Raw genomic sequence first — 18,659 nt, forward strand, 5'->3', positions numbered from 1 at the left:
ATACAATTGCTCTTATTAGGGATACTATACCCATTTGCGTTGGCATAATATTCCTATAGCCTGTTATCTATCAGATAGCACAACAGATTAAGTTAGATATAGAAAAACACAATCCCAGGCCGTCACATAGAACTTATATTAAAAAGAAAAACGGGAAATTAAGACCACTAAGTATCCCTACAATAAGAGATAGGATATATCAAAACATTATCAACGGAGCACTAGAGCCACAATGAGAGGCAAGGTTTGAACCAATATCATATGGTTTTAGACCTAAAAGAGGATGTCACGACGCTATTGCAAGGATTTTTCTGTCCTGCCGCAGAGGCAGTAAGAAAAGATGGATTTTTGAAGGGGATTTTAAAGGTTGCTTTGATAATCTGAATCACGATTACATTATGGGTCAGATAGAAGAATTCTCCTACGCTGACTTGATAGGCAAATGGTTAAAAGCAGGATATGTTGATAATGGTGTATTTAATGAAACAGAATTTGGTTCTGGACAAGGTAGTATTATATCACCGCTACTTGCCAATATTGCACTACTGGGTATGGAAGAACTACTAGGAATAAAGTACAAACCCGTAAAAAACAATGGCATAATTAGAAGTTATAGAAATGTTACTAAATATACATTAGTGTTCTATGCTGATGATTTTGTAGTAATGTGTAATACACAAAAGGATGCAGAAGATGTTTACGGTCTATTAAAACCATATTTAGAAAAAAGAGGCCTGGAATTATCACCAGAAAAAACAAGAATAGCATCAATAGAGGAAGGTTTTGACTTTCTGGGCTTCAATGTTAGATTGTACCAAACCTGTCAGGGCGAAAAACTGTTGATAAAACCATCAAAAGAGTCTATCAAGAAAGCTAAAGAAACCATTTCTCAACAAGTACAGAAGCTAAAATGCAACAACGTCAATGCAGTGATAGAGAAACTTAACCCCATAATTAGAGGTATAGGTAACTACTGGTCGCCATCTGTCGCAAAACGGACGTATTCACATATTGATCACCACGTCTGGAAGAGCACATTTAAATTCTTAAAGTATCTGCATCCAACTAAAAGTAAGACATGGATAATAGGTAGGTACTATTAACCAGATATAACAGGACAAAGCAAAGATAGGTGGATATTGACGGACCCAAAAGAGCATAAGCAACTGACAAAAATGTCATGGATATCAATAATAAGGCATGTTCTAATTAAAATCAGAGCAACGCCATACGATGCATGCCTTAAAGAATATTTTGAACGTAGGGATGAAAAGGAATTTGATAGAAACTGTATTAAAATCAATCAGAAACTAGCTAAAATGCAGAAATATAAATGCCCTATATGCAAAATGAGTATTACAGATTTCAATGAAAGGCTGGTTGTACAAGAGAAAATCCCAGTGATACACGGCGGAACAAGGAAGTATAATAATCTGCAATTGGTACATGGGTACTGTAACAGACAATATTATAAAATGTTTCCGCTAAAAAGGTGAACCTCCAACTAGCCAGCAAAAACTAGAAGGGTATAAAACCTTAAGACAATTAAGGTTGGCAGAAATATCATAAAGACAACGGATAAATGAGAGCTTGAGCTGTATGTCTTGAAAGGGACACGTACAGTTCTTAGGCGAGAAGGAGGGAGTAATCCCTCCGACTTAGCCGACAGCTGAATTGAATTAATAATAGGTAAATAATAGGAAATAAATTCTAGAAGGAATTTAAATGTCAAAGTTTGAGGCTCTTTAGTAAATAAAGGCTTGTATAATAGTGTCGATATTTCCATCGAAGACTTAGATGAGCTAAAAAAGCTTCTTTCTGGAGGTATCTTTAATGGCTATAATATCAATTGCTTTTGCGTTCAGTGCAACGAATTGAGGACATTTGAAAGTGTAGATAAAGAGATACACGAAGAGAGAGGCTTTTGCATTGCATTGAATGATGTTGAAGGTGGTCGTGGTAGAATGCCCAAAAAAGAAGAAGTGTTTAGTCAATATTTAAACAAGAGATATTGCTTATCTTTTCGTTGCACAAGAGAATATGAACATTCAATCTTGTTTGATCTGTTGGTAACGGAGAATAAGATGAATAAAATTGGTCAATACCCGTCTTTTGCCGATATATCAATTGGAGATATTACAAAATACAAATCTGTACTAGGTAAAAATTTCGAGAGTATAGTAAATCTTTAGGTCTTTTCTCACACGGTATAGGGATAGGTTCGTTTGTCTACTTGCGCCGAATTATTGAGAGCCTGGTTTTTAAAAAATATGATGAAGTAAAAGGTTCACTGGTTGTATCTGAGGAAGACTTTTTACGCAGCGAATTTAAGGACAAACTTGATATTTTGCAAGATTACTTACCAAAGGTGCTTGTGAAAAACAAAAATGTATATGGCATTGTTAGCAAAGGAATACACGAATTAAGTGAGGATGAGTGCCTTGATATGTACCCATACATAAAGGTAGGTATTGAACTAATACTGGATGATATTATTGCTGAAAAGGAACGAACTGAAAAGCAAAAACTATTCGCTAAATTCGTTGCAGACAAAACAGGTGATTTAAAAAATAAACAATAAATTTATTTTGTAGTATCCTTAAGCATTAGAAGCTAGACTAGCTTACAATTAGGCTAATAATAGGTAGTTGAAATACCACTGCGTATTAATCCAACCAGATGTGGATGAAAAGAAGATCAGTTTGAATATTATCAGGTTTATATAAAAAATGGTTCGCTATTGCTTCATTGCCATGTCCTCAAACAGAATGAGTTGTCAGAACTTGTTCTAGACAAGGTTGAAAAGAAGACGATGATGGGGAACTTATTCGAGCTCAAATAGAAGACTACGGAATGGAGGTGAGCATCATGGAAAAATCAATGCGAGATGAAGAAGCTGCATATGACGCTATAAAACAGCGGAAAGAGAAGTTTGGTACTTTTTATAAAACGTGTTTTCATGTGCATACTCCGGAGTCGTACGACTACAAACTAATGATTAACTGGAATCAAAGCAGATATAAAACCTCCTCTGATCAAGAAATATTTGAATTATGTGTAGAGCGAAATGTATTTCCATATGTACTGAAAATTGAAGACTTTGAACCAACAGGATCATTTAAAGAATATAACAGTAGGAAAGAAGTCTTATCTTTTTTGCTTCTGGCAGAAGAATTAATTGCAAAAGATATAGAAATTGTTGTTGTTTCAGATCACCATACAATAGAGGGAGTCCCGAAGCTTGAAATAGCAATCAAATACTTATGCCAAATGAGGAAGAGAAATACCTATACTGAAGTAATCTTGGGCGTAGAAATATCTTGCGCAGACAAGAATCATGTTGTTGGTGTTTTTGAAAATACTAATGAAAATAAACAAGTAATAAATAAATGGCTGGAGGATAATTTACTTAATCTTGAAGAAGGCTCTTATAAAACGAGCAGGGAAGTATTGCAATTTATCAGTTCTGTAGGGGGAATAGGTTATATTGCTCATTTAGATAATTCAGATACATTTAAAGAAAAATATTTAAGCGGTGCCTATAAACAAAAGTTATTCTCAGATGAAGCACTACATTTTATTGGGTTATCTGATTACGATAATCTCGGTTATATTAAGTCGAATGTGATGAAATATCGTTCAACAGAAATCAAATTCTTTATTGATAATGATGCGCATGATCTGGGATCAATTGACAAAAAATGTTTTTGGATTAAGGGCAGCAAAAGAAAATTTTCTATGATTAAAGAAGCTCTTGATGATTATGATATTTCCATTAGTTTTAAAGAAGAAAGGCATGATAAGCAATTCATTAAGGGTATATATATCGAAAATTGCATAGATGGTTTCTTGAGCGGAACAAATGGAAAAGAAAACTTTTGCTTAAGTTTCTCAGATGCATTAAATTGTTTAATAGGTGGTCGTGGCACTGGAAAAAGCAGTGTTCTGGAAATTCTAGAATATGTTCTGAGTCAACGGTGTGAATCTGAAGGATTGCTTGATTTTATATGTGCACATGGAAATACATGGGTTCTATATGACTACCAGGGAGATGAATACCTAATAGAAATGCGCATGCCTTATAGAACAAGCAAGGATGAAAATATACTTTGCTATTTTGGTCAAAATCTTAAGGAACGATATTATTTTAACTATCGGTTTAAGAAAGAGGATGTTAAAGAGTTTGCATTTAAACATTATATGAAAATATCAAAAGTTATATATAGAGATGGTAATTTGTGTCTTGAGACAGTACCAAATAAAAAGGAAATGCTTAAGAAGTTCTTTGACACTCGATATTCTGTTAATGAATTGGTCAATACTGCTAGCGGTGAACAAATAAATAATTTTTTATATGAAGTCCTTTTTGAAAATAGAACTTTAGCTAGACCAGCAGATGTTATTCGCATTAGAAGTAAATATGGTTTGAGAAAAATGCTTTTAGATGTGAAAGGAGCACTGCAACAACGACAAGAAGTAGTAAATACAATAATTGACCCATTTAATGTTGAACAGCAAGGAATCCTTCGAATTGTTTATTCTCAACAAAAAATTCCGAATGAACCTGATTTAGGACGCTGGATTTTTGGAATGGATTATAACAAAGAAATCTTTTTTCATAATTACAATATTACTCAAGAGAATGTGATTGGGTATCTGTTAAGGTTATATGATAAGCTTGGAATTTTTGAATTCCTCGACATGGTTACTTATGGGAAGATCGATGAAGCAAAAAGACTAGTCAATCTGTTAGACTTTTGTACGGACATGAACCAAAATCTGATCGATAAAGGAATAAATGAACTGAACTCAGAGAAAACAAGTAGTGTTATCAAAACTATATTCTCTGAGCTTATCACTGATAATAACATTAATTTGATAATTAATTATTTGAGACAATATGTTGAAGATATTGAAGAATTTTCACTAGAGTTCAATCTAAATAATAGAGAAGGCAACAGCAAAATGAGTCCATTATATAAAGATGTGAGGACTCTTTCTCTTGGGCAAAAAGTTGTAGCAATGCTCTCTTTTATACTAGGTTATAGTGAGTACTCGAAAGACTATAGGCCATTAATAATAGATCAACCAGAAGACAATTTGGATAATCAGTACATTTACAAGAATTTAGTCAAGCAATTAAGAAGGGTCAAAGAAAAGCGACAGGTTATTATTGCTACACATAGTGCAACAATTGTTACTAATGCAAAGGCTGATCAAGTATGTGTTATGGTATCAGATAATAAGCATGGATGGGTAGCAACTACAGGGTATCCAGGAGAAAATAGGATAAAAAAGCACATAATTAATTATCTTGAAGGTGGGAAAGATTCATTTCTACATAAATTAAGTACGTATGAAGAAGCTTTAGAAATTCAAGTAAGAAAACAATAAGATTATCTAGCCTGTTTGTGAAACTGTAAAATTTTATAAAACATGATAAAGGTCGGAGCAAATGAAAAAAGTAGTAACGTTCATGATTCTTTTTGCAGTTCCATAAAATTTATGGATAATGTAAAATAATCGTGCAAAAACGAAGTTATGAAAAAATTTCTTCGCAAGGTAGAAATAAATAACCCCTTGAATGATATTATGTGCAGCGAGTATTCAAAAAAATTGCTGTTGGGGAGAGGGCAACTTCATATTATCCATATGCCTATTAGGCTAATTATGGGAAGTAAGAAATGTAATTAGTATAATTATTATTTAAACTAGTGTAGAAGGAATTGAATCAAACTGGGGGTGTAAATATGTGTGAAGATTATTTCCAAATTGATAATTCGACTGAATATAATAAGAATACAACAGTCAAAGCTTATCAATCATTAATATATCATACCAAGTTGAATAAAACCGTAAGAGTGCGACATAAAGACCATCAGATTTACAAACAGAAATTTGATAGAGCTATTGAGCAATTAAACAAAGAGTGGCATGTCACTAAAGCAAACAAAGATACAGAAACTTTTTTAGAAAGAGCTGTTCGATTACATATGCTTGCATGGGAATTAAAACCATTTAACTACAAAAAATTTGCACTTGATCAAGCGAGAGCACAAATGAATAAGCCACCTGAAAAACCAAAATATGAAAATCAAGTTGAATTACCTAAAAAGCCATCTTCTGATGATGAGAAGTATATTTTTAAGCCGAAGTGGTATCACAAGTTACTTAACATGACAAAAAATAAGCAGAAAGCATTAGACGCTCTCTTAGAGAAAAACATTAATATTTACAACGAAAAGCTAAATAAATATAATCAAATAAAAGAACAGAATAAAATCAAAGAAAATGATTTCAACCAAAAAATAGAGTGTTACAGATTACAAAGAAAAGAACTAAATGACAAGTATGATATAATCTATAAAAATTATAAAAATTTTGCGTCAAGAGAAGCGATTGTTCAGTATCTGAAAACAATACTTGATTGTGAGATAGAGTATAATAATCTTTTTAAGGATATAGAATATGAGATTGACTTTGATTTAGATGACTGTACTGCTGTTGTAGATTTCAGATTTCCTTCAGAAGAAGAATTTCCAAAGGTTAAAGAATACAAGTACGTAAAGACTAGTAACGAAGTAAAAGAAATATTGTTTAAGAATAAAGAAAAAAATGAACTGATTAAGAATACATATTATAGTTTATACATTGCAGTAGCATATGAAATCTTTAGAATTGACTCTGAGAAAAAAATTAAAGAGTTGGTGTTAAATGGTTACTATAATGGAATTGATAAGCGTAAAGGTAAGGTATTTGAAGTATGTATCATGACTTCAAAAATTGATTCCAGAGAGTTCATGGAAATTGATTTTGAGAATATTAACCCGAAAGACACTTTTAAATATTTCTCTGGAAAAGGAGTGCCAGATGTGTCAAATATCAGTAAGGTCGAACCCATTCGATTCTCAGATACGAGTAAATTCAAGCTAATTGATTCCGATTCGGTATTAACTAGCTTATCTGCAGAAACAAACCTAGCTGCAATGGATTGGAAGGACTTTGAGACACTGATAAGAGACTTATTTGAGCTTGAATTTCGAGAGCAGGATATTGAAATAAGAAATACACAGTATTCAAATGACGGAGGTATTGACGTAGTGGCATTTAATACAAATCCGTATACTGGAGGTATAATATTGCTTCAAGCAAAGAGATACACGAATACAGTAACACCTGAACCAGTTCGAGCATTAAAAGGCTCAATGGAGGAATTCAAAGCTATAAGAGGAATTCTAGTTACAACATCTGATTTTGGGGGAAGCTCTAGAGAGTTTGCAGCTCAAAACAATATTACCTTAATTAACGGTGAGCAATTGATAGATCTCTTTAATAAGCATAATTATGATTTTCATATAGATATTGAACAGGCTAAACATGTAAATGCGGATTAATTATTGATGATTTCTTTTAAAAAGCTACGAGTAGTAATTTTGTCTATAATGGGAAGTTGGGAGAAGAATGGGGGGACAAAAATGAGTTATTCAGTTTGTATTGCAGCTCTTCTTGGGTTAATAGTAGGTCTTATTATTACGTCTGTGACTATTTATCAAATATTTAAAAAACAAAAAAAACCTTTTAAAACTCTCGGAATTAGTGTTATTATTAGTTCTTTATCAATTCCATTCTTGATAAACGAGTTATATAAATTTGGATATGCGACAGGAAAAGCTTATCACACCTTATGGGAAGCAAAAGATGTATTATCCTTTTATGGATCTTTTCTTACATTTCTAGGCACGGCGGCTTTGGGTGCTTTAGCTTTATGGCAGAACCAGAAATTTAAAGAGGAAAACGATATATCCCAATTGAAATTGGAGCAGATTAACAATAAATTCCTTGATTTAAAAAGAAGAAGAGAAAATGAAAAATTATTTGAGATTTATTTCTCATATTTGAATGAAACTGAAAAGATTTTTAATCCTAACTATATTTTAGGGATGCCAGAAGAAAATAGAGGAGATTTAAATGTTTATTTGATTTTAAAGAGTTGTCACATAAATATTCTTAGCATTAAACGAAGATTGATGTTTTTAGATAAATGTAATTCGGATAATGAATTTTTCAAATATATTGAAGATAGAGCAAATGAAATTTTAAATATAGCGATGAAAAATAAAGATAAAACAAAAATGATTTCACAGTTATTTGAGTTTTGGAAAAACAACTATGAATATTTTAATCAAAAATCGTTACATTTTATGCTTGAGATTTATAAATCTATTTTTAAAGAAAATTTGAAAAACAATTAATCCTGTCAGAGGTTATTGGTAACTGTGTTAAGTTTATCAAAAATGTGGGTGATATGATGAGGTGTATCATGAGTAGTTTATACAGGAAGAAATAGTTCCCATTAGGCTAATAATGGGAAGTTTGGAAATAAACACTTAATTGCTTAGTGTCGGAAATACCAAAGTTAGATGAAATCCTATAGGAAAAAGACACTACTCTTTAGGGTATGAGAAGAGAATTAATATTACAATAGCAAAATATAGAGAACTAAAAATTATTCATATTTGGTAAGGAAAATAATGATAAGGGGAATAAGTTTATGATTAATAAAAAAATTATGATGGATTGTGTATACAACCAGCTTGCCATTGACTATAATTGCTTGCCAGATGATTTTCTAAAGGATGGTTTTATTTTTACGGAAGCAAAGAAAAATGTAGGTAGACGACCTTGGCCCTGGGTTACTCCACGCCTAGAGATGGTCACAACAGGGCATAGTGTAGTGATAAACGCATCTGAAGATATTTTACCTTATATCCGCGAACAACTTGAAGGTAAGACACGTTACGAAGCATTTTGCATACCTTTTGTTTACGGTATCAATCCTTATTTTCTGCCCGATATAGGTAAAATTGCTCCGTTGAGTAATCCTGGAGGATTTGAATATGAGATGGTGGAAAAACATAGCATCCACAAGCTTTACGAAATTAGTGGTTTTCACAACGCTATACAATATGACATAAGTACCCAACGTCCAGAAATGTTAGTTGCCTTAGCAAAATATAGAGGTGGCATTGTCGGTATGGCAGGAGCAAGTGCCGACTGTAAGACTATGTGGCAAATCGGAGTTGATGTTTTACTGCCCTACAGAGGTAGAGGACTTGCCGCTTCTCTTGTAAATATGCTGACACTTGAAATATTGAACCGTGGATATATTCCATATTATAGTACAGATTGCAGCAATGTGATCTCACAGCATGTTGCAGTCCGAGCAGGTTATATCCCTGCATGGGCGCATTGTTATAAAACGAGGTTTGACGATATATTGACACTTTCTACGCGTTGAAGATGTTAATTTCAAGTAAACGTATAAAATTTTGTTTTGTAATCTTCTTATATTATGTGATAAATATCAGTTTTTGGTATTGATGATTTAAGCATTAGTGGTGTTTGACTTCAGCTAACAAAATGTCCCCATTCGTTGTGACTCTTATGGGTCAAGCTTTCGAAGAAGCCACAACACATTTTCCAAGTATATGAGTAGCTTGGAAAACGTCGGGGACATGAAACGTTATGTGTAGTTATTTTTGATAATGAGATGTAATTAGTAATTAATGATTATCATGGGGGGATAGTATGGCACGTAAGAATATTGATAGAAAGGTTAGAGAGCTTAACAAGGATTTTTCCATGACAAGTACAGAAGGCAAGATTAGAGAAAATCTTGCTATTGTAAAATTATTGAAAGAAGGATATGGGGTTTTATTGCCGGTTGTTGACGTTAGATATGATATTATTGCTGAACGATATCCTAAATTTATGAGGATACAAGTAAAAAATCTTAAACTAGAATATAAGAAGGTGCCTGAACAGCCTTTATCAATAGATCAGTTTGTTATTAGAGCTTTCTCTAGTCCAAGAGGGGAAAAGACTACATATAGTAAGGATGACACAGATTTTGTTATGGGCATTAATATTGATACTGAAGATTTTGCAATAATTCCAGTGGAAAACATACCATCTAGTGGAGTTATAAAAATATCTGAAAAGTGTGATAGAAAAGATTATTTTAACTCTTTTAAAGCATTAGTAGAATTTGAACTAAACACAAGCGAGAGGTAGATTGTTTACTAGATGACCACACATAACACTACATGGTCGTTTGTCAGCAAATACACTGATGTTTAGAAATATTGGATACTAAAACTTTCGAAAATGAATGATACCTTATAATAAGAAAAGTACCAGTCAAAATAAATTCAATTAGTTTATCATTTAGACTAATTACCTGTCATATTTAATAGTCTTGTATATCATCAAGTTGTGCTAAAAGGTTGTAGTGTTCCCTTGAAGGACATAGAGTTTCTTTTTCCCAGCGAAGTATGGTCTTTCTATGTACCCCCATGAGTTTACTAAACAGCTCCTGAGTCAGATTTAATTTTTTACGAATACTTTTTATTTTATAGCCATATTCAGAAGCAATAAAAGCTAAATAATCATCATAGAGTAGAGAAGGATCTACTCTAATAGCTTTAGTAATTTTATTGCATATATCTAATGAGTGTTTACATTGATTATTTTCATATCTTTTTATAGTACATACATCAGTTCCAGCTATAGCAGCAACTTCTTCCTGTAAAAGTCCATGAGATAATCTATAGAATCTAATGCGGCCACCTACAGTAGTTAAATCTGAAATTCCTAATAAAATATCAAAATCATGTTTATGATAAAATGTTTCCGTAACAACAGTATAGCTAATGAAATGCTTATAACAATACATTCATGTAAAAAAACAAAATCAGAAGCATCTTCACAAGATCCTATAGAGTAGATAAAGAAGGCAATGAGAGATATACTAGGAACTGAACCTGATGAGGTAATAGACGAAGTTGACCCCAAAATTCAAGTAAAAAAGTTATATGGAAAAATGAATAAAGTATTAAAGGATAGAGGAAAGACAATCATTGAGCTAAGATATGGCTTAGCAAACGGAGGCTGTAAAACACAACGAGAGATAGCAAATATGCTAGGAATATCTAGATCATACGTTTCAAGAATAGAAAAAAGAGCAATAAAAAAGCTTAATAAGAAGGCATTAAATCTAGGTAATTAAATAAATAACATAATAAATACTGCGAGATTGTTTGTAGTGTTTTTTTTGTAACCCAAAATTTACTCGGTTGTGGTACAATATGTAATTAGTGGAAGGCATCTATAAGCAGAAATTCCTGAACAATGGTTCGCAAGCCTATCTATATTGGAATAAAAAACGAACTATGATTCGGGAATGCAATAGCTAGTCGAAAAACAATGCTAGGTTTTAAAATACAACACAGGGAGGTTCTGCATGATAATATGGATTAATGGTACTTTTGGATGTGGGAAAACTAGTGTATCTAATGAATTAAATAAACGGTTAGAAAATTCATATGTTTATGATCCTGAAGAAGTAGGATTTTTTATCCGTAAAAATATTCCAGCAGACTTAAAAAATGATGATTTTCAAAATTTTTACCTTTGGAGAGAATTTAATTATAGTATGCTTTCATATATTAGTACAAATTTTAAAGGAATAATTATTGTACCTATGACGATTATAAATGAACAGTATTTTGATGAAATTGTAGGCAAGCTAAAGTCAGATGGGTTGATAATTATGCATTTTACATTACTTGCTAGTAAAGATACTTTGTTAGAGAGGCTAAATCGTCGCGGTGATGGAGAAAACTCATGGATTAACAATCGAATTGACAAGTGTATTCAATCTCTTGATAGTGAATATTTTAAGGAACATATAATAACTGATGAAAAAACAATTGAAGAAGTGGCTGAGATAATAGCAAATTCTTGTAGTCTAAACTTACTACCTAAAAAAGATATGACAAATGAAGAAGATACAAGAAAGTAGAAATAAATTTCTTTAATTAATTTAAATTATATTTAAGTAGGATAGCCTGCATTGTTCATCGGCTAACAGTGTGTTTGAAACATCTTCCAACCTAAGACCTAAAGGTACAGCTGGTGCATTAGCACTTAATCAGAGCATGAGCGCCTCCTTTTAGAGGTGGGGGGACGTCGCAAACGCGGTAACGGTATACGTAATTTTGTGATAAAAGGTTGAGTGTTTATTAAAATATGTAGATGGTATAGGGGGAAAAAAATGAATTTTAAATTTGTTGCAATGAATGGGGATTATGCACGAGAAATGATTAATAATTGGAGATACGAGAATGAATTTTCAATTTATGATTATGTAAATGAAAAAGAGTGTTTACTTGAAGCTGAAAATTGGGGAGTTACAAGATTTGCTGTTTTAAATAAAGATGAGGAATTAATTGGTGAATTAACAACAGAGTTTTTTCGAGAGGTTGACAAAGATTCAGAAGATGATGGATACGTTGATATACATACTGTTAACGATAATCCAGATAAAATTTACGAAATGTGGATTGGATTCGGCTTAAAACCAAATTTAACAGGAAGAGGAATTGGAAAGGAATTTGTTTCTGAATGTCTTAATTTTGCAGTAAAATTTCATAACTATAAAGGTGATCATGTAAGATTGGGTGTAGCAGAGTTTAATAAGAGAGCAATTAAAACATATGAAAGAGTAGGATTTCAAGTATATGATACTTGTGATGGAGAAATTGCAGGAAGAGAAATGAATATTTTATGGATGAAAAAAGCAGTATGCAATGAATAATTAACTTTGGAAATACATTATCGGAAGACAGAATATCCTTATTTCATAATCTTATAATAAATATTTTAGAACAAATAAAGTAGATTTACTCAAAATGTAATGGCTAAAACTACGTATAAACCAGCTAATGGTTGTCAAGGGTTTTTTGAAAAAAAGTAGAATATAGTAAAAATAGGCATAGTAAACAAGCCTATTAAAAAATAGGTTTTAAAAGTGCTACTGCAAGGTAATAATCTATACTAATTAATGATTTAAATTAAATGTTTTACCGCTCTTTAAGATAGCATAAATAATCCTTAATAATTTGTTAGAAGTAGCAATAATAGCTACTTTAGAAGGCTTTCCTTCAGCTATTTTTTTATCATAATAAGCTCTTAATGTAGTATTTGCATATCCACTAGACCTTCTATAAATTCCAGCACACGTAGATTGATATAAAGCCTTTCTAAGATATGTTGATCCACGTTTAGATATTTTGTTGTTAGAAGCTCTAAAGGTTCCCGATTGATAAACAGATGGATCAATTCCAGCGAATGCCACAATCTGTTTTTCAGTAGGGAATCTAGTAATATCACCGATCTCTGAGAGAATAGTAGAGGCTGTCATATCTCCAACTCCAGGAATGGATAGGAGAAGTTCATAGCTAGGAGAAAGCTTAGCGAAATTAATCATTTGATCCCGTATATCAGTCAATATACTTTGTATGCAAGTGAGTAAATTAATATATTGCTCCAAAGCATAAACATTAGACTGCTGGGACGTATTATCAGGTAAGCTTTCTTTGGCAGTCTCTACTATTAGCTTAGCTTTTTCAACAGACCATGATTTGGCTCTACCACGTACTCTAAGATGTTGTACAAGCTCTTCAAAATTAGCATTTAACACATCTTCAGGAGTATTAAAATTAGAAAGAAAATTAAGAGAGATCTTGCTAGATACAGAAGAAAAGAGCTTATCATAATTAGGAAAAACAACATCTAAAATACTTCTTAACCTAAGGATAGCTTCAGTGTAGAGAAAATTAAAACCCTCATAATGTCGACAGGCAGTTCTCAGATTGCTAATAATACTGTCAGGCAATTTAGCAGGAACAAAGCTATTAAGGTAGTATACTTTAGCGATTCTATTAGTATCAACAGGATCAGTTTTAACCTTACGAATAGTCTTTTTCTTAAGCTCATGCGTCTGAAGTGGATTTAGTACTATCACATCATAACCATGGCTCATAAAATATGAAGTGATAGGCTTAGAGTAATTACCTGTAGCTTCAAGAACTATACTTGGCTCTGTGCCTGTAATATTCTCCATTTCATTAAGTAAAGATAAAAGGTTTTTAAGATCATTTGGAGAATGGTTAAACTTAAAAGGCTTAGAAAAAGGTCTGGAATTAGAAAGAAAAGCAGCAGCATAACTATTAGATTTTGAAACATCAATAGATAAAATTGGATTCGATGTGGGATAATGATAATCCTGTTAAGTATTCTAAGAGCCAAAGCACATGCCTCAGCTAACTGAGTGGTGGCATGTCTGTTGAGGATATGAGTTATTTATGTCAGTAAACAAGCTGCCTGTAACGCTGACGCACGTCTTGAGTGCGAAACGTTAGTATGCCAAGCGAAGCTTGGCACTTCTGATATGGTGAACCATACTATGAATAACTGCGGTTTTATTTGGAATTAAATATTATTAATACATAAAATTAAAAGTTAAGAGATTATATTAAAGTAGTTACAATTAATCAAGGCAAGAACTGTCTCAAATGTAATCTTTCAGTAGGTAAAGCGAACTTAGTGTCATGAAAGAAAGAGTTAGGCCAAAGACTATGCAAGTTCCATTATTAAAAGAAGGAGAATAAAATTGAAGAAATATATTCCAAATATACTTTCTGTACTAAGAATTATATGTTCTGTTTTATTGATATTATTTATAAATGACCGGATTGGCTTTGTTTTTCTTTACTTTGTGATAGGTTTAACAGATATACTTGACGGCTTTATAGCAAGAAAATTTAAGTTAGAAAGTGAGTTTGGTGCAAGACTAGATTCATTTGCTGATTTTATCTTTTATATAATGCTAGTTTTTATATTTACAAAATTATATTCTTCAATTATTCTAGTGAATTATAAGGTGGCACTAGTAGGGATAGTTTTTATTCGTTTATTAAATTTGTTACTTACTAAATTAAAATATAAAAAATTTGTATTCGTGCATACCATAGTGAACAAGATATCAGGCGTTTTATTATATTTTTTACCTGTAATTATTTTATTTAAACAAAGTGATATTATTATATGGATTACATTGGCATTTGTCTTTATTGCTGCTATAGAAGAATTATTAATTACAATAAAATATTCAGAAGTTAAGCTCAATCGTAAAAGTATATTTTATGAGTAGCGCATGGTCCATAGACTAGCATGGAGCTAGTAACATTTAGTCTGCTGTTTAGAAGTGGGACAAAGGGCTACTTATTGTTAGGATGTGAGAGTCGCGGGGACGGTTCTAACGACTCGTTATTTGAAATAGCAAGACCTTGATACAACAAGGAAATAGAGATTTTAAAGTGTAAAACTATAAACCAAATTAAATGATAATAAAATATATGTTTATTATGGTAGAAATTCTATATAAAATAAGAACTGAAAAAACACAAACAGTAGCTTTTAGTTATAGTAGTGATTATTTTATTTATACGTAGTACTATTAATGTCTATATTACTATAATTTAATGTTAATCCATATATTTTTTACCCCAAAGACAAAGTTCAGTCAATACATTTTCTAATGATTTACCTCTATCTGTAGGTATATACTCTACCTTAGGGGGGATTGTTGCATAGGCAATTCTTTCAATAAGGCTATCCTTTTCTAAATTTTTCAATTCTTGAGATAGTACTTTATGACTTATATTTGGTACAGACCTTTTTAGTTGACCATATCTTATGGGATAATCTTTCAATATATGCCATAAGATTATTGCTCTCCATTTACTTCCAATTACAGTCATTGCAAATCCTATCGAACATTTAAAATCCTTTTGCCTTTTATTTTGGTTTGGGAATTTTTTAATAATGTCTTTATCCATAGGCTACCTTCTTTCCAAATAGTAAGTATCTGAGTAAAAAGTGCATACTTGTAGTTGAATTCCAATGAAACTATAATTTATTATATAATATCTAGATATAAATTTATACAAAAAAGAAAACGATTATGATCTATAGATTTATAATAAACTTAGGAGGAAAAATCATGGCGAAAAAGTATAATCTATATCAAATAGACTCATTTACAAAAGAAAAATTCTCAGGAAATCCAGCTGGAGTAATAACAAATGCTGATGGATTAACTACTGATGATATGCAGAAAATAGCTAGGGAACTTAATAATTCTGAGACAGCTTTTATTTTTTCTTCAGATAGTGATGAGTATGATGTTTACATACGTTTTTTTACTCCAATAAATGAAGTGCCAATTTGCGGACATGCTACTGTTGCTGCTCATTATGCTCGTGCTATTGAAAATAAGCTTGATAATTCAAGAGTTTATCATAAGACAGGTGTCGGAATTTTACCTGTTGATATAGTGAATGAAAATAATGATTATAAAATTGTTATGACACAAGGTGAAATTAAGTTTAGTAGTATTATTGATGGAGTAAATAAAAAAACTCTTCTATCAGCACTTAATATAAATAACGATGACTTACTAGAAAATTTTCAGGTGCAGATTGTTACGACAGGTCATTCTAAAGTTATGATTGGCATAAAAAGTATTGAAACTTTAAATAAAATGAAACCAAACTATGATGAACTTACAAAATTGAGTAGAATTATTAATTGCAATGGATATTACGTTTTTACAATTAATTCTCAGGAAAGTGATATTTTAATACATGGTAGAATGTTTGCGCCTGCAATAGGCATAAATGAAGATCCTGTAACTGGAAATGCAAATGGTCCCTTAGGAGCGTATCTTGTTCATCATAATATTGTTAAGCATAATAATTCTTTATTTAAATTTAAGGCTAAGCAAGGTGAGGCTATGAGGCGACCAGGTATTATTGAAGTTGAGGTAAAAATAGAAGATAAAGAGCCTGTACAAGTTAAAATTTCAGGAAATGCTGTAATAATATTTAAGTCTGAATTATCATTAAAGAATTAAAATAAGTAGGGGTTGGTTCTTTTGACTCGTTTTTTATCAAAACGAAACCGCAGTTATAGCGATAGAGGGAAAGTCGATATAAGTTAAGGCTTAACCAGCCAACTTTATCGAGTGTTGCGCTATGTCTGGCAACAATCATGGTGAAGTGTACACATAAGCAGTGAACGAAAAGTTAGCTTCATGACTTCCAGCAAAGTTGGTAAAGTTACTTAAATGACCACTGAAAAGGCTATAATCATATAGAAATATCATTGTTTCCTGCATAGCATTTTGAAACTTCAATTGCTACTTAGAGGGCTTGTAATTGAAAGAAATATAATAACATACTTCATATAAATCAAGCTCTCAGAAACTTAGATAGCATGTTTTCTTAAGTCTAATAGGTTTATTTATGTTAGGCGTATTTGTAACAAGACTACAAATGTAACACAATATATTATAAGTATATATGAAAAATTAAATTTATATATTTCAGTCAAACAAATTAGTGATTATGACGATGTTATACAAAATAGAATTTATAAAAATAGCGAGTTAACCTCAGATGTATTGTATTATTATGTATTTTCTTCAGAAAATTTAGGGTTATTAATAGATGAAGAATATGTTTTAATTTAGTCTATGATTACTTCAAAGATGGTGGATTCAGCAACGGTCTTGGTGATGATAGTAATATTTATTCCACTATTATAAGATTTTATATATATTATCTTAGCCTAAAATATAAAAATAGAAAGAAAATACGACAAATTTAGACAAAATATTGCAATTAAGTTTAGTATAATAGAACAATGTGAAATATTTTGTTATATTCTTCTAACTAATAATTATAAAAAAGGGAGTGTTTTTTTGAACAAGGAAAGATTGCATGGAATAATTATAGGAGTAGTAATAACATGTATATTAACTATTGGAGTAAATTCAACATTTGCACAAAGTATTAGTAAAACAATATCTGTTGTTTTTAATCAAATTAATATAGTGGTAGATGGTACTAAGGTTAATTCGGATAATATTTTGTATAATGGAACAACTTATGTTCCTCTAAGAACAATCTCTGAAATGTTAGATAAAGAAGTAAAGTGGGATGGAGTAACAAATACTGCAAGTATTAATAGTAAAAAGGCTAAAACTATGTCTGAACTTGAGGAAGGATTAGAATATTATACCATGATCGCAGAAAGTTATATTGAAAGTGTTAAAACAGTAAAAACATATGTAAATGAACTTTCGGAGCTTAAGGACATTTCTGATGAATTGTCTAGCACCCTAGATGCAATATCTGAATATCAATACAAAGTATTAGATAATGTGAAACCTATTAAGGGATTTGATGAGGTGCATAGTAATTTAAGTGACGCTTTCGCTTTTCTTCAAGCCTCTATTATGGATATGCAAATAGCTGTTGATAAAGTAAAAGAAGGGGATATAGATGGTTTAAAAAAATATATGAATAGTGCTATGGAAGGCTTACAAACTTCAAGTGAGTTTTATATAAAAGCTATGGATGATTTAGAGAATAAATAGATAAAGTTTAATTCTAATTAATCTTAATAGTCAGATTAAGGCTAGATATATAACTAGTCTTTTTGTTGCTCAAATCAGATTAAGATAGTTTCATGTTTTTTATACGAGGTATTTAATAGTTTTGGAAGTGTTCCAAATGTTTATAAAAATGCGATTGTAAATTAGGGTTATGAACAGGGACGATAGACTTCAGAAAAATTAACCATTCCAACTATAAAAATATCAAAATAATATAAAGAAAGAGTCATTAAATGTCGTTATATCATTTAGTGACTTCTTTATTTTTAACTCTTTTCTATAATTTATTTGTCTA

General features: G+C 31.4%; 18 protein-coding genes. 15 read left to right on the plus strand and 3 right to left on the minus strand.

The genetic code is table 11. The features are described from left to right. Positions 1 to 305: 305 nt before the first annotated feature. The 9 genes from HNR33_RS21785 to HNR33_RS21825 all read left to right on the plus strand — a co-directional run bounded on the left by HNR33_RS21785 (position 306) and on the right by HNR33_RS21825 (position 10,074). On the plus strand, positions 306 to 1,103 hold the full coding sequence (locus HNR33_RS21785) for a reverse transcriptase domain-containing protein (protein ID WP_488167847.1): 798 nt from the start codon (positions 306 to 308) through the stop codon (positions 1,101 to 1,103). Positions 1,104 to 1,175: 72 nt separating this feature from the next. Then, positions 1,176 to 1,496: an HNH endonuclease gene (locus HNR33_RS21790; protein WP_429087883.1), complete on the plus strand. Its 321-nt coding sequence runs from the start codon at positions 1,176 to 1,178 to the stop codon at positions 1,494 to 1,496. Positions 1,497 to 1,760: 264 nt separating this feature from the next. After that, positions 1,761 to 2,192: a hypothetical protein gene (locus HNR33_RS21795; RefSeq protein WP_429087886.1), complete on the plus strand. Its 432-nt coding sequence runs from the start codon at positions 1,761 to 1,763 to the stop codon at positions 2,190 to 2,192. A gap of 41 nt (positions 2,193 to 2,233) precedes the next feature. Further along, on the plus strand, positions 2,234 to 2,581 hold the full coding sequence (locus HNR33_RS21800; RefSeq protein WP_429087889.1) for a hypothetical protein: 348 nt from the start codon (positions 2,234 to 2,236) through the stop codon (positions 2,579 to 2,581). Between the two features lie 287 nt (positions 2,582 to 2,868). Next, complete coding sequence (locus tag HNR33_RS21805) at positions 2,869 to 5,394, plus strand: Spaf_1101 family AAA-like ATPase (protein WP_429087891.1); 2,526 nt, start codon at positions 2,869 to 2,871, stop codon at positions 5,392 to 5,394. Between the two features lie 356 nt (positions 5,395 to 5,750). Beyond that, positions 5,751 to 7,394, plus strand: a complete 1,644-nt coding sequence (locus HNR33_RS21810) for a restriction endonuclease (RefSeq protein WP_429087894.1) — start codon at positions 5,751 to 5,753, stop codon at positions 7,392 to 7,394. Between the two features lie 6 nt (positions 7,395 to 7,400). Then, a complete protein-coding gene (locus HNR33_RS21815; RefSeq protein WP_429087897.1) occupies positions 7,401 to 8,252 on the plus strand; it encodes a hypothetical protein in 852 nt (283 codons plus the stop codon). Positions 8,253 to 8,551: 299 nt separating this feature from the next. Next, a complete protein-coding gene (locus HNR33_RS21820) occupies positions 8,552 to 9,298 on the plus strand; it encodes a GNAT family N-acetyltransferase (RefSeq protein WP_429087899.1) in 747 nt (248 codons plus the stop codon). A 290-nt stretch (positions 9,299 to 9,588) separates the two neighbouring features. Beyond that, entirely contained in the window at positions 9,589 to 10,074 is a 486-nt protein-coding gene (locus HNR33_RS21825) for a group I intron-associated PD-(D/E)XK endonuclease (protein ID WP_429087901.1), read from the plus strand. Between the two features lie 175 nt (positions 10,075 to 10,249). On the opposite strand, the gene HNR33_RS21830 is transcribed toward HNR33_RS21825, so the two are convergent. Next, a complete protein-coding gene (locus tag HNR33_RS21830; protein ID WP_429087903.1) occupies positions 10,250 to 10,735 on the minus strand; it encodes a helix-turn-helix domain-containing protein in 486 nt (161 codons plus the stop codon). A gap of 63 nt (positions 10,736 to 10,798) precedes the next feature. Here HNR33_RS21830 and HNR33_RS21835 point away from each other — a divergent pair, with 63 nt between their 5' ends. From HNR33_RS21835 to HNR33_RS21845, 3 genes are all read left to right on the plus strand, one after another. Beyond that, positions 10,799 to 11,068, plus strand: a complete 270-nt coding sequence (locus HNR33_RS21835; RefSeq protein WP_429087906.1) for a sigma-70 family RNA polymerase sigma factor — start codon at positions 10,799 to 10,801, stop codon at positions 11,066 to 11,068. Positions 11,069 to 11,302: 234 nt separating this feature from the next. Further along, positions 11,303 to 11,863: an AAA family ATPase gene (locus HNR33_RS21840; protein ID WP_429087909.1), complete on the plus strand. Its 561-nt coding sequence runs from the start codon at positions 11,303 to 11,305 to the stop codon at positions 11,861 to 11,863. 252 nt (positions 11,864 to 12,115) lie between these two features. Then, a complete protein-coding gene (locus HNR33_RS21845) occupies positions 12,116 to 12,658 on the plus strand; it encodes a GNAT family N-acetyltransferase (RefSeq protein WP_429087911.1) in 543 nt (180 codons plus the stop codon). A 243-nt stretch (positions 12,659 to 12,901) separates the two neighbouring features. Here the strand turns inward: HNR33_RS21845 and HNR33_RS21850 are convergent, their stop codons facing one another. Continuing rightward, positions 12,902 to 14,101 carry an IS110 family RNA-guided transposase gene (locus HNR33_RS21850; RefSeq protein WP_429087951.1) on the minus strand — a complete coding sequence of 400 codons (1,200 nt, stop codon included), beginning with the start codon at positions 14,099 to 14,101 and terminating at the stop codon, positions 12,902 to 12,904. Positions 14,102 to 14,515: 414 nt separating this feature from the next. Here HNR33_RS21850 and HNR33_RS21855 point away from each other — a divergent pair, with 414 nt between their 5' ends. Continuing rightward, positions 14,516 to 15,055: a CDP-alcohol phosphatidyltransferase family protein gene (locus tag HNR33_RS21855; RefSeq protein WP_429087913.1), complete on the plus strand. Its 540-nt coding sequence runs from the start codon at positions 14,516 to 14,518 to the stop codon at positions 15,053 to 15,055. 334 nt (positions 15,056 to 15,389) lie between these two features. Here HNR33_RS21855 and HNR33_RS21860 read toward each other — a convergent pair whose 3' ends face one another. Next, the gene (locus tag HNR33_RS21860; RefSeq protein WP_429087916.1) at positions 15,390 to 15,743 is read right to left on the minus strand and encodes a winged helix-turn-helix transcriptional regulator; all 354 of its coding nucleotides are present in this window, start codon (positions 15,741 to 15,743) and stop codon (positions 15,390 to 15,392) included. A 164-nt stretch (positions 15,744 to 15,907) separates the two neighbouring features. Between HNR33_RS21860 and HNR33_RS21865 the strand changes: the two genes are divergently transcribed. Next, positions 15,908 to 16,819, plus strand: a complete 912-nt coding sequence (locus HNR33_RS21865) for a PhzF family isomerase (protein ID WP_429087919.1) — start codon at positions 15,908 to 15,910, stop codon at positions 16,817 to 16,819. Positions 16,820 to 17,668: 849 nt separating this feature from the next. Further along, complete coding sequence (locus tag HNR33_RS21870) at positions 17,669 to 18,346, plus strand: stalk domain-containing protein (protein WP_429087922.1); 678 nt, start codon at positions 17,669 to 17,671, stop codon at positions 18,344 to 18,346. The last annotated feature ends 313 nt before the right edge of the window (positions 18,347 to 18,659 follow it).

The sequence above is a fragment of the Brassicibacter mesophilus genome, from assembly GCF_050433385.1.
Lineage (GTDB): Bacteria > Bacillota > Clostridia > Tissierellales > Proteiniboraceae > Brassicibacter > Brassicibacter mesophilus.

Coding starts and splice junctions, on each gene's coding strand:
- HNR33_RS21790 (WP_429087883.1), top strand. CDS start 1,176: ATGTCATGGATATCAATAATAAGGCATGTTCTAATTAAAATCAGAGCA.
- HNR33_RS21805 (WP_429087891.1), top strand. CDS start 2,869: ATGGAAAAATCAATGCGAGATGAAGAAGCTGCATATGACGCTATAAAA.
- HNR33_RS21810 (WP_429087894.1), top strand. CDS start 5,751: ATGTGTGAAGATTATTTCCAAATTGATAATTCGACTGAATATAATAAG.
- HNR33_RS21815 (WP_429087897.1), top strand. CDS start 7,401: ATGATTTCTTTTAAAAAGCTACGAGTAGTAATTTTGTCTATAATGGGA.
- HNR33_RS21820 (WP_429087899.1), top strand. CDS start 8,552: ATGATTAATAAAAAAATTATGATGGATTGTGTATACAACCAGCTTGCC.
- HNR33_RS21825 (WP_429087901.1), top strand. CDS start 9,589: ATGGCACGTAAGAATATTGATAGAAAGGTTAGAGAGCTTAACAAGGAT.
- HNR33_RS21830 (WP_429087903.1), bottom strand. CDS start 10,735: ATGTATTGTTATAAGCATTTCATTAGCTATACTGTTGTTACGGAAACA.
- HNR33_RS21835 (WP_429087906.1), top strand. CDS start 10,799: ATGAGAGATATACTAGGAACTGAACCTGATGAGGTAATAGACGAAGTT.
- HNR33_RS21840 (WP_429087909.1), top strand. CDS start 11,303: ATGATAATATGGATTAATGGTACTTTTGGATGTGGGAAAACTAGTGTA.
- HNR33_RS21845 (WP_429087911.1), top strand. CDS start 12,116: ATGAATTTTAAATTTGTTGCAATGAATGGGGATTATGCACGAGAAATG.
- HNR33_RS21860 (WP_429087916.1), bottom strand. CDS start 15,743: ATGGATAAAGACATTATTAAAAAATTCCCAAACCAAAATAAAAGGCAA.
- HNR33_RS21865 (WP_429087919.1), top strand. CDS start 15,908: ATGGCGAAAAAGTATAATCTATATCAAATAGACTCATTTACAAAAGAA.